The sequence below is a fragment of the Robertmurraya sp. GLU-23 genome (genome assembly GCF_052983275.1).
Window position 1 is genome coordinate 45732 of sequence record NZ_JBRKCV010000020.1, and the last position, 14146, is coordinate 59877.

Below are 14146 nucleotides of genomic sequence, written 5' to 3' on the forward strand. Positions count from 1 at the left end.
ATAATAATTATAATTTAGTATTGATTATAATATTAGATATGTTATAATTTATTCATAAGATAACTGAGGAGGAATAATATTATGGAATTACAAGCTCAATTAAATCAACAAATCGCAAACTGGAATGTTTTATATACGAAACTTCACCGTTTCCATTGGTACGTTAAGGGTCCTTTATTCTTTACCCTACACGCCAAGTTCGAGGAATTATATAACGAAGCAGGTTTAGTAGTTGATCAATTGGCAGAACGATTATTAGCCATCGGTGGACAACCAGTTGCTACCATGAAGCAATACTTAGAAACAGCTACTCTAATTGAGACAAATAATGAAACAAAAGCTAGCGAAATGGTTGCTGCCCTCGTTGCAGATTACAAACAAATCAAAGATGAACTTTCTTCATTAGCTAATCTAGCTGAAGAAAACCATGACATCATCACAAACGATATGGCAACAGGACTCATCGAATCACTTGATACACATATTTGGATGTTGACCGCTTACTTAGGAGAATAATATTAATAGAAGAGAAAGTCAGTGACAAATGTCGCTGACTTTCTTTTTTTCCAATAAGCTCAGCTGAATTAAATTATATTAATATATCGTTTTTATTGTAAGCGTTTTCAATAAATAGCGATTATTTTATAAACACTTTCTAAAAATCCTTGTAATTACAGTCTTTTTTTATCACTTCAAGGGTAAAATCATTGTTCATACTTTGTTCAATATTTCACAAACTATTATTGTTTTTATATGTTATATTTAATTCAAGAAAAACATTAGGGGTGATAAACATGATGGTATGCGAATGGAAGAACTTTTCTACAGACACTGAGACTTATACAATAGAAGTTTTTGAGGAAGTTATTGGAGATGAATTCGAGTCAATGATGTTTAAAGAAAATGAAAGCCTTCCAGCATTCATTTGGACAGTTAACTACGTAGTCATCGTAAAGAGCTGTTCTAAATATATTTCAGATATTTCTTTCGAGAAGATCCCTAGAAATCCAGTTTGCGCGTAACGTCCATTTAGGCGTTTACCTATACATCTTGCAATACTTCAAGTTAATTTTTTTTACTACCGAATGTGAAGTGTTTCACAAACTAAATTGTTTAAACGGAGGTCTTTAACATGGCAGTTGAAGAAAAAGTACTAACTGAAAATCAAGAAGTAGCCAAAATGATTGATGAGTTAGTGGCAAAAGGTCAAAAAGCGTTGAAAGAATTCCAAGGTTTCACACAAGAAATGATTGATGACATTGTAAAAGAAATGGCTCTTGCTGGACTTGACCAACATATGCCTCTAGCGAAACTAGCGGTAGAAGAAACAGGCCGTGGAGTTTTTGAAGATAAAATGATCAAAAACATATTTGCAACAGAATATGTTTACAACAATATTAAGAATAACAAAACCGTTGGAATTATCGATGACAACCAATATGAAGGTGTTTATACAATCGCTGATCCAGTTGGAGTGGTTGCTGGGGTAACACCTGTAACCAACCCAACATCAACTACAATGTTCAAATCATTAATTGCTATCAAAACAAGAAACCCAATCATCTTTGCTTTCCACCCATCTGCACAAAAATGTAGCAGTGAAGCAGCACGTGTCGTACGTGATGCAGCAGTTAAAGCGGGTGCTCCTGAAAACTGTATCCAGTGGGTTGAAAAGCCATCTGTTCAAGCTACTCAAGCATTAATGAAGCATCCTGGAATCTCACTTATTTTAGCAACTGGTGGACCTGGAATGGTTAAATCAGCTTATAGCTCTGGTAAGCCTGCTCTAGGTGTTGGTGCTGGTAACGTTCCTTGTTATATCGAAAAGTCAGCAAAAATTAAGCGTGCAGTAAACGACTTAATCTTATCTAAAACATTCGATAATGGTATGATTTGTGCATCTGAACAAGCGGTTATTATCGATAAAGAAATCTACAATGAAGTGAAGAAAGAACTAATTTCTAATAAGTGTTACTTCCTAAACGATGCAGAAAAGAAAAAGGTTGAGGCATTGGTTATTAATGAAAATACATGTGCTGTTAACCCAACTATCGTAGGGATGCCTGCTGCTAAAATTGCAAAGCTTGCTGGAGTAGAAGTGCCTGAAGATACAAAGATTCTTATTGCTGAACTTAAGACAGTTGGACCTGAATCTCCACTTTCTCGTGAAAAACTAAGCCCAGTTCTTGCTTGCTTCAAGGTAAACAGCTTAGAAGAAGGATTAACACGTGCTGAAGAAATGCTTGAATTCGGTGGACTTGGTCACTCAGCTGTTCTTCACTCAACAAATGAAGAAGTAATGAAGGAATTTGGACTTCGTATGAAGGCTGGTCGTATCATCGTTAATGCTCCTTCTTCTCAAGGTGCAATTGGCGACATCTATAACGCATTTATGCCTTCATTAACACTTGGTTGCGGTACATTCGGTGGTAACTCTGTATCTCAAAACGTAGGAGCTATCCATCTTGTAAATATTAAAAAGTTAGCGAAGAGGAATAATAATATGCAATGGTTTAAGGTTCCACCTAAAATCTATTTCGAAAAGAATTCTACTCAATACCTAGCTAAGATGCCTAATATTTCAAGAGCATTTATCGTTACTGACCCTGGAATGGTAAAACTAGGATATGTTGACACCGTGACTCGTTACCTTCGTCAACGTCCAAGTCTAGTTCATGTTGAAGTATTTTCAGCAGTTGAGCCAGATCCATCTATCGACACAGTTATGGCTGGTGCAGAAGCTATGGCAGCATTCCAACCAGATGTCATTATTGCACTTGGTGGTGGTTCTGCAATGGATGCTGCAAAAGGTATGTGGTTATTCTACGAACACCCAGATGCAGACTTCTTTGGATTAAAACAAAAATTCTTAGATATTCGTAAGCGTGTTGTTAAGTATCCTAAGTTAGGTGAAAAAACTCAGTTTGTTGCGATTCCAACAACATCTGGAACTGGTTCTGAGGTAACATCTTTCTCTGTTATCACAGACAAGGTAAACAATATTAAGTATCCATTAGCAGATTATGAGTTAACTCCGGATGTCGCAATCATCGATCCACAGTTTGTTATGACTGTTCCTAAGGTCATTACTGCTGATACAGGTATGGACGTATTAACTCATGCGTTCGAAGCTTATGTATCTATTATGGCTAACGACTATACGGATGGATTAGCAATGAAAGCCATTCAGCTTGTATTCGAATATCTGCCAAAAGCATACCGTGATGGCAGCGATGCAGTAGCGCGTGAAAAAATGCATAATGCTTCAACAATTGCTGGTATGGCATTTGCTAACGCATTCCTTGGAATTAACCACAGCTTGGCACATAAGCTTGGTGCAGAATTCCACATTGCTCACGGACGTTCTAATACCATCTTAATGCCACATGTTATTCGTTATAATGCAACAAAACCAACAAAGTTTGCTGCATTCCCTAAATACGAGAACTTTATTGCTGACCAGCGTTACGCTGAAATCGCAAGAACATTAGGTCTTCCTGCTCGTACAACTGAAGAAGGTGTTGAAAGCTTAATCCAAGCGGTTATCAAGCTTGCTAAAGAGCTAGAAATCCCTATGAGTATTGAAGCTAATGGAGTCACAAAAGAAGCATTTGAAGCAAAAGTTGATTACCTTGCTGAGCGCGCCTTTGAAGATCAATGTACAACAGCTAACCCAAAATTACCGCTAGTAACAGAATTAGCAGAAATTTACCGTGAAGCATTCAAAGGTGTATAACCGTTAAATCCAAGAGTGTTTTCCATTAGGAGATTCCCCTATCTCCCATTCATAATAGTGACCCATCCCTTTCCCCGGGGATGGGTTATTTTTGATACACTCTTTCCAAATGGAAAGAGGGAGAGCCTAAACGGCTCTCCCTCTTTTGGTTAGCAACACTAACCACTATTCCTTTTTCCTCATATCATCAAACTATCCCTTACCAGCGATGGGCTTTCGCGTTCCTAAACAGAATGATTTCTGATTGGGATTTTCTTGTTTGCCCATTCACTTGAGAACTACTTGCATGCTTTCGTCTCGTCCACGTGTGACAAAAAAGTTGAGAATGTTGATCCAAATGATCTCTAAAACTCATCTCTAATCACCTCATTGGTCAGGATACGTGCTGATATTCGGAGGAATATCTATAATAGCTTTTCACTTTTACCCAATAATTATGATAGCTGATTTTGGAAATGTTTATATTCCTCTACAACTGTCTGGACAATAGAATGACTTGAATCTAAATTTGTTAACCTCGTTAATACCACTAGAACCCCATCGTTCTCCAAGCTTTTTTGAAGGTCCACCGCTTCTTGATCATCATTTGATGTAAATAATAACGCAGCTGCAATGACTTTACATAGATTAACTGGTGCTTCCTGAAACACGCTGAAATATTCTACAGCTGGAGCAAATAATCGGTCGTGAATGCCTAGCTTTCGAAGAGGTGACCTTCCCACTCTTTTCACATCATCAATAATGTATTCATTTTTGAATCGGCCAATAATCTTTTGAATATATGCTTGGTGCTGGTCATTGGAAAATCCATACTTTTTCACAAGCACTCTTCCTGATTCTTGTAACGCTCCCGAAACAATCTGATTAACTTGATCATTTTGTATTGCTTCTGCTATTGGATGAAACCCGTATACAGAACCTACATAAGCAATAGCGGCGTGCCCTGTATTAACTGTAAACAACTTTCTCTCTATAAATGGTGCCAAATCATCCACCAGTGTTGCTCCCTCAATAGATGGCTTTTCTCCTACCCAAGCCGTTTGCTCAATGACCCATTCGAAGAACGGCTCTACTTTTACTAAGAGCTTGTCGTCATTCGATTGATTCGGAACAATTCTGTCGACCGCAGAGTTTGGAAATCCATATAGGGAATCAAACATATTTCTTTCTTCCCCAGTCAGATGTTCATATACCTTCTCTTTTAAAAAAGCACTCCCGCCGATCATATTTTCACAGGCAATAATATTTAATGGTTTATCAGAAATAGCGGCTCTTTTTTTCAACCCCTTAGCAATCATCGGTGCAATAATGGCTAAAATATTTGGCCCCACTGCAGTGGTAATAAGATCTGCCTGAACAATTGCCTCTTCAACTAATTCACCATTTTTTGCACTGTTAATAGCCGATATGTTCGTTACCGTTGTCTCGGTTTGTTCCTTATTTGCTAATACCACTTTGTATTCTTTACGCTCATTAAGTAAATCAACGATTTCTGCATTCACATCGGCAAAGCAAACCTCATAGCCTGATTGTTGTAATAACAAGCCTATAAAACCACGACCAATATTCCCCGCACCAAAATGTAGAGCAAACATATTAGTTCACCTCAGCAAATAAACTTAAAATTTCTTCTTCTGTTCTAGCCTGAACGAGCTTCTCGATATTTTCTTCCTCCGAACAAACGATGGCGATATTTGATAAAATATCTAAGTGTTCGTTATTTTTCCCTGCAATTCCAATAAGAACCTTCACCATATTTCCACCACCAAAATCCACTCCCTCTGGAGCTTGAATGATTGAGATTCCTGAGTGCTTAACCATGTCCTTTGCGTCTTCTGTACCATGTGGAATAGCCACATAATTCCCCATGTATGTGGAAGTTAACTCTTCTCTAGCAAGCATTTTCTCGATATATGATGCTTCAACGTACCCTTTTTCAACAAGAATTTGTCCCGTCTTTCTTATCGCTTCCTCTTTTGTTGATAAAGCTACATTTAATTGGATATTTTCTGCTGTTAATATTTGTACTGACATATTGTCCACTCCTTAGTGAATATTTTTTGTTTCAAAAATGTCTCTTATCTCGTTGCATAGAAAATCAAAAAGGGCATCCTTTTCTCCCTTCTCATACAGGTGTATCGAATCATCATTTCGGATAATTGAAGCACTGATTTGACTTAGTATCTCGAGTGCCTCCTCAGTTGAATCTTGTGGTGATAGCATCAGGAGAATTCGTTTATTAAAAATCTCTGTCCCATCCATCGCACTCACTTTCACAGGTTTTTCCAGTTCATACATCGTGAAAGAGGGTTTATTCACCCCAGTGCTTCTTGTATGGTAAAGCGAGAGAGTGGTTTCAGGTATTCCAAGTCCACCTAATGCTGCTCTTTCCGCTAAGTGATTTACGACTTTTTTTACATCGTTAATGACATCTTGTTTTCGAAGTGTTTCACACGCGTCCAATAAGACTGATTCAATCGACCAATCTCCTCGTAGTTTTTCGATATTATAACCGGAAAGTATGTCAATGGCTGCTGATGTAAAACGATTGTTTCGTTGGATTTTGGAAAAAAAATCTTTCCCCGTATCTTTTTTTAGGACTGAGTGGAGATCATTTTTCGGCTGATCCGGATAATCAACTCGAACCGACTGTTTTATTCTTTCAATTTCAGCCTGAGAAAGGATAGGGCTTACAAGAACATACTGACCTTGATAATCCTTTAAAGGGACTGTCGAAATAATAATCGAATACTCCTCAGGATTGATCTGCTCAAAATCAAATAGTGAAACATTTTTTGTTTTTAACCACGGCAGTTCTTTTTGAATTTTTGTCGCAAGAATCTTTGATGTTCCTATTCCACTCGAACATACGACTAGTCCATTCATTTGCTTATTTACTTCTCCCTTTAGCATCGCAGAAGCAAAATGCATGACTAGAAATCCTATCTCTTCTTTTGGAACGATGAAGTCTGGAAAAACAATTTCAACCCCATCCTGAATAATGCTAAATAATTCTTCGTAATCTTCCATAATCCGCTCAAGCAATGGATTACTAATCTTCATATGTTGCTTCATCCGATAGATAGCAGGACGCAAGTGAGCAATTAGACCTTGGTATAGATCAATATTATTTTCAAATTGATATCCCATTCTGTTCCCCACATACTGGATGAGCTTTTGAGCGGTATATCCGACTTGTACAGCCGTTTCTTCGAAAACATCTCCTTGTTCATTCCTCAGCTTTGCTCCTAAAAGATGCATCGTAATATAACTTGCTTCACCTTGAGAAACAGATATTTGAAAGGCCTTCTCTAATCCTGATACAATTTTTTCAGCAATTTTATACTCCTTTGTTGCCAATAGCTGATCGGGGAATCTGTCATCTAACACGATCTCCACACCTTGTTGAATCCTTTCTGTGGCTAAAGCTAGATGGACAACCAAACCGATATAAGCACTATCAGCTATTGGGTAAGTCAGTTCCTTTTTTACGTCATCAATGATACTTTCAATGATAATCAGCTTCTTTTTATCCACCAATCCAAGTAAACGATCGGTTGCTGTGTCCATATCCATAGCGGAACGCTTTCGGATATTTTCCCTGATAAAAGAAATAAATTCAAACTCATCCAAGTGATCTAAAATCAGACTGCTCATGACTTTTCTCTTAGCTGTTTCTAATCCCGACAGTTCTACTCCATATCCTCTTTTCCGAATAAGTGATAGACCATACGGTTTGATTTTTTCTTCAATTTTATTTAGATCATTACTTACTGTCGCAATCGTGACATTGAGGTCATTAGCTAAGACAACCAGTTTCACCGGTTCTAAGCTCTCCAGCAAACTAGAGAGAATAATGGTTTGTCTTTCATCAGGACTGTATTCGTTATGGGAAGCACTAAACAGGAATAACTTTAGCTTCTCTTTGTTTTCACTACTCCCTTTGACGAGAATTCCAACCCCAGATTGCTTTGAAAGCGACAAATCGTAGGACTTTAATATTTCTTCTACTCCTTTTAAATCACGGTGTACCGTCCGAGAACTCACATTAAGTATTTTGGCAATACTACTCACGGTCGTTTCCTCTTCACTAAGAAGTATCACCTCGAGAATTTTTCTTTCTCTCGCTGTAATATACAAGACCATCAACTCCTAAAGAGTCCAACTTACTGACAATTTTAAAATAAAGATATTTACATATCTAATGATACTCTTGCAAATAGTGGTTAACAACCGTTTACAAATACACATTCGTCATAGTATTTGTTGACAAAATTAAATAAATGTATCAAAAAAGGAGCCCAGATTTATTCTAGACCCCTCTTGAACTTATAATAAGAAAACATAAATAATAACCATTATGACTAATCCAACAGGCACCCCAAAATGAGCCCATTCCTTACTTGAGATGCCCAGTTTATTTGCAGCTATGATATTAGGAATATTCCCAGGAATCAACATCCCTCCGCTAACGAGCAATCCTAATAGAACCGCTCTTACTTTTTCTTCTCCCATCTGAGGACTCATTTCAGCAGCTGCGAGTGTCGCATTATCTAAAACAGCAGAAACTGTATTAATCCAGTACAGCAATGGTGTGTTTAGATGAATAATATAGAGATCAATCACGGATTTAAATCCCGATCCAAGTAATGTTAAGCCCATAACAAACAAATATATTTTGATTCCTCTGTACAAAACCTCTTCATACGTTTCATTGTTAATATGCGACTCTCTGAATTCGTGTAAATACTTTGGCTTTTTGACTAATATAGCAGCCAATATACCCAATAAAATGATTAATGGAATAATAATCGGTCCTAATAAATGGATAAGATAGAAAAAATCTTCCCCCAATTTGTTGATGGCTATAGTAGCCACAGGTTCACCTACAGGTGTTAAACTTGCCCCTAATCCAATACTAAAACAAGAAAGGACCACATAACGGACGGTTGATTTTGTATCTAACCTCATAGAAGTGACAATCGCTACCAAGAGGAGAGAAGAAATAATCGCTGTTATAATGCTTGAAACTAAACCCAAGGTAATCACGGTTATAGCTACGCACCATCTAAAGGATAACGCACGTAACAACCGATTGATGAATTTGTCGATACTGCGGTGAAACCACTTTAATAGTAATGATGCCATTAATACAGCGATGGTGATCCCAATTGGATTACTCGCGGCTTTTAAAAATAAATCTCTGCTCCAACTTCCACTAGTAAGCGCAGTAATCACACCCATAATAAAAATAAATAATTCAATATTATTCTCTACAACTCTTACTCTTAAGGGTAAAAGTAATACTAACAAAAAGATGATTATCAACCACAAAACCATTGTTTCATCTCATCTCCAATAGCATATTTCCTTTTGTAAGGATTTATATATATATGCTCTATCTGGGACAAACTTGCCATTTCATTCAAACATAAAACACCCCTAAATCTTAAAGTGATTTAGAGGTGTTGATTTTCGTTTATTATTTTAAGTTATTTACAATTTCATCATATCTAGGACTATTTAAGAAGTTTTCCACTGACACATGATGGGCATTTGGAAGCTTAGCTTTCGCACGGTCAGTTAAGTCTTTATGCGTTACAACGATGTCTGCATCCGCTGGAAGATTATTGATAGATGTGTTCGCTACCTCTACCCCTTCTACTTCTGCCTTTTTTACTTTGTTTCGTAAAATCGAAGCTCCCATCGCACTAGAGCCCATTCCAGCATCACAAGCAAAGATAATTTTATTTACCTTTTTATAGTCCACCATGCTTTCTAATGCTTCTGCTACTGAACTTTTCTTTCCTTTCATTTCATGCATTTTTTCTGTAGCTGCTTCTAAATCTTCTTCTTCGTTGTTTTTGCTAACCTTAAGAATAAATGATGCTACTGCGAATGATACAGCTGCTGCAACAATTACACCTAGTAGTACTCCTAAGTGACCACCTTTTGGAGTCATTGCCATTAAAGCAAAGATACTTCCTGGTGATGGAGGAGCTACAAGACCTGCGTTAAATATGGATAATGTGAATACTCCACTCACGCCCCCTGCGATTGCAGCAAGAATTAACATAGGCTTCATTAAGATGTAAGGGAAGTAAATCTCATGGATTCCTCCTAAGAAGTGAATAATCACTGCACCTGGAGCTGTTCTTTTTGCTGAACCTTTTCCAAACAACATAATGGCTAAAAGAATACCAAGTCCAGGACCAGGGTTTGATTCTAATAGGAACATAATCGATTTTCCAGCGTCTGCTGCTTGCTCTACACCAAGTGGGCTTAAAATCCCGTGATTGATCGCATTGTTTAAGAATAATACCTTAGCAGGTTCAATTAGAATATTTGCTAATGGAAGAAGCCCTGCATCAACGATTGCTTCTACTCCTGATGCTAACACTTTATTTAAACCTTCTACCACTGGACCAATTACTTTAAATGCGATTAAAGTTAACACTCCACCTAAAATACCAGCTGTAAAGTTGTTTACCAACATTTCAAAACCTTGTCTGATCTTCGGAACGATTACAGCATCAAGCTTCTTGATTAGATATCCTCCAAGTGGCCCCATAATCATGGCACCTAGGAACATGGGAATCTCTGCACCAACGATCACACCCATGGTTGCTGTGGCACCGACTACTCCTCCACGAGTATCATAAACGATCTTACCGCCAGTGTAACCGATTAATAATGGAAGAAGATACGTGATCATCGGTCCAACTAGCTTGGCAAAATCCTCATTCGGATACCAACCTGTGGGAATAAATAAAGCAGTAATAATCCCCCATGCGATAAATGCACCAATATTCGGCATAATCATGCCACTTAAATGACTACCAAAGCGTTGGATTTTCACACGAATATCCGACTTTTGCGCTACTTGATTAGACATATAGTATAATTCCCCTTTCAGAAATATAATTCTTTTGTCCTTGTTTCTAACTTTATGATAAAGCGTTTTCAACACCTATTCAATTCAAACTAAAATGCATTTTGTCATGAACCATGTTGTCATAATTGAATTGTCAATAAGAGACACACTCCCTCCCCAACCATAAAAGAGCGGCCCCTCAAGGATCCAGATGAGCGACGGTTTGATCATTAAGCGGAGAATTTTCCCTTAATAAAAAAATAGCACCGAAAATAGCTCGAATAGACGGAGTGATTCCGTCTATTTATTCAAAAAACGTGAAAATAGGCAATTTTTTTTTGCTTAACCGGAAAACCTCCGCTTATAAACCCCGAACAGAGCTCTACTCTGAAAGATAACCGGAAAATCTCCGCTTGTTTTGTTGAACCCGTAACCATAATAGGTGGCTCTTAGATTGTCGTGAAAAAAGACTTCTCCTTTAAAAAAAAGCCCTGTCCGTATCTTAATAAAGATAAGAACAGGGCTTTACTCCCTTGTTACCAACTTAGTTCACCAACAGCTCACACTGTTAGCCTCAGCAAGTACTATTATACAAATGTAACAATTTTCCCCAATGATTTTACCACTCTCTTTATACCTAGGTAATAATCCCTAATTTATGTTAATTGTAACCCTTTTTCCCTTTCTACCCTTTATAATATTAGAAAGATAATTTTTCGGAGGCTATCATGGAGAGTATGACACATTTTCTTATAAATTTATTAATTATATTAGTCTCGTTACTCTTTTTTCAGGGCTTCGTTATTAAGCATCACCTTAAAAAAAACCAATTAGAGATATTTATGTTTATTACCCTTACTGCATCTGTTTCCCTTTGCATGTTATATCCATTAACACTTCCAGGTGGAATTCCTTTCGACCTTAGATTCATTCCTCTGGTTCTTGGTTGTCTTTATGCAAACAAATACACAGGTGTGTGGCTATTGATACTCATTGTTGTCTTACGAATAGCTATTCATGGATTTGACCATTCATGGTTTGCTATAGGTAATGCCATTCTTTTCTTCTTTATATTTTTTTCAATAAGAGAGAAATTCAAGTATTACTCATTAGCTAAAAAGCTCACCCTTCAAGTTTCACTATTTATTGTTATGTCTATTTGGGTATTGGCAGGATCGAAACTCTTGTTTCATTCACCCATTACCCTTTCGTTTACCGTAGCGTATACAGGCATTCAAGCTGCTGGGATGGGACTGGCTATCTATATGGCAGAACATATAAAAAATCAACATTTATTATTATTAAGATTAATACGAAGTGAAAAGGCAGAGATTGCTAGCCACTTGGCATCAAGCATTTCTCATGAGGTAAGAAATCCTTTAACATCTAGCCGTGGGTTTTTACAGTTATTAAGTGAGTCACACGAAATCCCAGAGAAGGAAAAGGGGTATCTAGCCTTGGCAATAAGTGAGATTGACCAGGCTGATCATATTATTAAAGATTACTTAACCTTTGCCAAACCCACTCCTGAAAAAATAGAAGTCCTCGAGATTGACCAGGTCATTCAACAAGCTATTCAGATAGTCGAACCAATGGCAAAACAATTCAAGGTGGAAATCGACTCTAAATTAGATTCCTCCTTCATTACTGGTAACTTTGGACTTTTTCAGCAAGTGATTGTAAATATTATGAAAAATGGGATCGAAGCCATGTCTTCTGGTGGTGTCTTAACGATTACATGCATCAAGGAACAAAAAACAACTTTAATAAGTGTGAAAGACGAAGGAGTTGGTATGAGCCAACAGCAAATCAATCGATTAGGAGAACCTTATTTTTCTACTAAAGACTTAAAAGGAACCGGACTTGGAATGATGGTCGTCTATCGAATAGTAGAAAGCATGAAAGGAACGATACAAATAGATAGTAAAAAAGGAATGGGTACAACCATTTTCATCCGACTACCACATAGGTCCGATGCTAATGAACGGAAAATTTCATAATGATCTATATAAAAAGTCGGTTCACTCCAGAACCGACTTTTTCTTCTTTTATGAATTGGATGGTTCAGGGTTGTTTAATTTACTATTTCTATACCCATAACCAATATAGATTGCTAAACCGATTACTAACCAGACCAAAAATCCCTTCCAAGTAAATGCTGACAACTGGAGCATTAAATACACACAAAACACAACTGCCAAGATCGGAATCACTGGAACAAGAGGTGTCTTGAACGGTCGGTGTAAATCTGGCTGTGTTTTACGAAGTACAGCGACTCCAAGAGATACCGTTGCAAAGGCAAATAATGTTCCAATACTCGTTAACTCAGCAAGCTTGTTTAAAGGAATAAAGCCTGCAAAAATGGCCACTAATCCCCCTGTTACCCATGTGCTTGTAATAGGCACTTGCGATCGTGGATGAACGGTTGATAATCTCTTAGGTAACAGCCCATCTCGACTAATGGCATAAAATAGACGTGTTTGTCCAAACATCATGACAATTAGAACAGTAGTAATACCTACGATTGCTCCAAGCGAGATAAATCCAGCTGCCCAGTCTTGTTGGATAAAGCGTAGGGCAAAGGCTACTGGATCCTTTACGTTTAAAAGATTGAACGGTACAATCCCTGTTAAGATTAAGGAAACCGCAATATATAAGATGGTACATACGGCAAGAGCAGAAATAATCCCAATCGGAAGATTTCGTTGAGGGTTCTTTACCTCTTCAGCTGCTGTTGAAACCGCATCAAATCCAAAATAAGCAAATACAACGACAGCTGCGCCTGCTACAACTCCTGAAGCTCCAAATGGCATGAATGGTTGCCAATTGGTTGGTTCCACATACCATACCCCTATCGCAATAAATAAGAGAACAACAGCTACTTTAATCACAACCATGATGGCATTAAATTTAGCTGATTCTTTCACGCCTCTTGTTAATAAAAGGGTGACTAATAAGACAATAATAACAGCTGGCAGGTCTACAATTGTCCCTTTTGATGGATCAAATGCACTTGATAGAAAAGTAGGTAAATGCCATCCGAACCCTGCCATTAAACTTTGAAAATAGCCAGACCAACCGCTTGCAACCGCAGAAGAAGCCAACCCATATTCCAGCACTAAATCCCAACCAAGTACCCAGGCAAGGAGTTCTCCAAACGCAACATATCCATATGTATATGCACTACCCGATTGAGGGATCATAGAAGCAAATTCTGAGTAACATAATGCGGCAAATGCACAAGCCAGACCAGCAATAATAAAGGATAAGATAAGTGCAGGGCCTGCATATTCAGCTGCTGCCACTCCAGTTAAAACAAATACTCCTGTTCCGATAATAGCTCCAACACCTAGTAGAGTTAGGTCAAATGCTCCTAACACTCTTTTGAGGGAATTTTCAGACACTGATTTCCCTACTTGTTTCTTACGAAATAAATCCATTATATCCTCCTATAGAAATTAAAATAATTGTCGAAAAATAGCGAATGCACCTTAGCCATTTTACATAATTGTTTGTTAATTGTAAATTAAAAATTA

The 14146-nt window shown here is 37.6% G+C and carries 11 protein-coding genes; 4 read left to right on the forward strand and 7 right to left on the reverse strand.

The window, feature by feature from the left end; genetic code table 11:
* Positions 1-81 precede the first annotated feature (81 nt).
* The 3 genes from ACVBAX_RS22060 to adhE all read left to right on the forward strand — a co-directional run bounded on the left by ACVBAX_RS22060 (position 82) and on the right by adhE (position 3736).
* Positions 82-516, forward strand: coding sequence for a Dps family protein (locus ACVBAX_RS22060; protein WP_447118862.1), 435 nt, complete (start codon positions 82-84; stop codon positions 514-516).
* A 278-nt stretch (positions 517-794) separates the two neighbouring features.
* Complete coding sequence (locus ACVBAX_RS22065; RefSeq protein WP_430776714.1) at positions 795-1022, forward strand: hypothetical protein; 228 nt, start codon at positions 795-797, stop codon at positions 1020-1022.
* A gap of 110 nt (positions 1023-1132) precedes the next feature.
* Entirely contained in the window at positions 1133-3736 is a 2604-nt protein-coding gene (gene adhE, locus ACVBAX_RS22070; protein ID WP_447118864.1) for a bifunctional acetaldehyde-CoA/alcohol dehydrogenase, read from the forward strand.
* A 199-nt stretch (positions 3737-3935) separates the two neighbouring features.
* On the opposite strand, the gene ACVBAX_RS22075 is transcribed toward adhE, so the two are convergent.
* The 6 genes from ACVBAX_RS22075 to ACVBAX_RS22100 form a co-directional block, all read right to left on the reverse strand.
* Positions 3936-4091, reverse strand: coding sequence for a YpzG family protein (locus tag ACVBAX_RS22075; RefSeq protein ID WP_430776712.1), 156 nt, complete (start codon positions 4089-4091; stop codon positions 3936-3938).
* Positions 4092-4170: 79 nt separating this feature from the next.
* Complete coding sequence (locus ACVBAX_RS22080; protein WP_447118866.1) at positions 4171-5331, reverse strand: mannitol-1-phosphate 5-dehydrogenase; 1161 nt, start codon at positions 5329-5331, stop codon at positions 4171-4173.
* A gap of 1 nt (position 5332) precedes the next feature.
* Positions 5333-5770 (reverse strand): PTS sugar transporter subunit IIA, encoded by a 438-nt coding sequence (locus ACVBAX_RS22085; protein ID WP_447118868.1) that lies wholly within the window; start codon positions 5768-5770, stop codon positions 5333-5335.
* 12 nt (positions 5771-5782) lie between these two features.
* Complete coding sequence (locus ACVBAX_RS22090; protein WP_447118870.1) at positions 5783-7876, reverse strand: BglG family transcription antiterminator; 2094 nt, start codon at positions 7874-7876, stop codon at positions 5783-5785.
* Between the two features lie 189 nt (positions 7877-8065).
* Positions 8066-9076, reverse strand: coding sequence for a DUF1646 family protein (locus ACVBAX_RS22095; RefSeq protein WP_447118872.1), 1011 nt, complete (start codon positions 9074-9076; stop codon positions 8066-8068).
* A gap of 142 nt (positions 9077-9218) precedes the next feature.
* Complete coding sequence (locus ACVBAX_RS22100) at positions 9219-10631, reverse strand: PTS mannitol transporter subunit IICB (RefSeq protein WP_447118874.1); 1413 nt, start codon at positions 10629-10631, stop codon at positions 9219-9221.
* A gap of 707 nt (positions 10632-11338) precedes the next feature.
* On the opposite strand from ACVBAX_RS22100, the gene ACVBAX_RS22105 reads away from it, so the two are divergent.
* Positions 11339-12610 (forward strand): ATP-binding protein, encoded by a 1272-nt coding sequence (locus ACVBAX_RS22105; RefSeq protein WP_447118876.1) that lies wholly within the window; start codon positions 11339-11341, stop codon positions 12608-12610.
* A 48-nt stretch (positions 12611-12658) separates the two neighbouring features.
* Here the strand turns inward: ACVBAX_RS22105 and ACVBAX_RS22110 are convergent, their stop codons facing one another.
* Positions 12659-14050 (reverse strand): amino acid permease, encoded by a 1392-nt coding sequence (locus ACVBAX_RS22110; RefSeq protein WP_447118878.1) that lies wholly within the window; start codon positions 14048-14050, stop codon positions 12659-12661.
* Positions 14051-14146 lie beyond the last annotated feature (96 nt).

What these genes read in the sequence shown, in the direction of transcription:
- ACVBAX_RS22095 (WP_447118872.1), bottom strand. Translation starts at nt 9,076, where the DNA reads ATGGTTTTGTGGTTGATAATCATCTTTTTGTTAGTATTACTTTTACCC.
- ACVBAX_RS22100 (WP_447118874.1), bottom strand. Translation starts at nt 10,631, where the DNA reads ATGTCTAATCAAGTAGCGCAAAAGTCGGATATTCGTGTGAAAATCCAA.
- ACVBAX_RS22060 (WP_447118862.1), top strand. Translation starts at nt 82, where the DNA reads ATGGAATTACAAGCTCAATTAAATCAACAAATCGCAAACTGGAATGTT.
- ACVBAX_RS22110 (WP_447118878.1), bottom strand. Translation starts at nt 14,050, where the DNA reads ATGGATTTATTTCGTAAGAAACAAGTAGGGAAATCAGTGTCTGAAAAT.
- ACVBAX_RS22065 (WP_430776714.1), top strand. Translation starts at nt 795, where the DNA reads ATGATGGTATGCGAATGGAAGAACTTTTCTACAGACACTGAGACTTAT.
- ACVBAX_RS22105 (WP_447118876.1), top strand. Translation starts at nt 11,339, where the DNA reads ATGGAGAGTATGACACATTTTCTTATAAATTTATTAATTATATTAGTC.
- ACVBAX_RS22080 (WP_447118866.1), bottom strand. Translation starts at nt 5,331, where the DNA reads ATGTTTGCTCTACATTTTGGTGCGGGGAATATTGGTCGTGGTTTTATA.
- ACVBAX_RS22075 (WP_430776712.1), bottom strand. Translation starts at nt 4,091, where the DNA reads ATGAGTTTTAGAGATCATTTGGATCAACATTCTCAACTTTTTTGTCAC.
- adhE (WP_447118864.1), top strand. Translation starts at nt 1,133, where the DNA reads ATGGCAGTTGAAGAAAAAGTACTAACTGAAAATCAAGAAGTAGCCAAA.
- ACVBAX_RS22085 (WP_447118868.1), bottom strand. Translation starts at nt 5,770, where the DNA reads ATGTCAGTACAAATATTAACAGCAGAAAATATCCAATTAAATGTAGCT.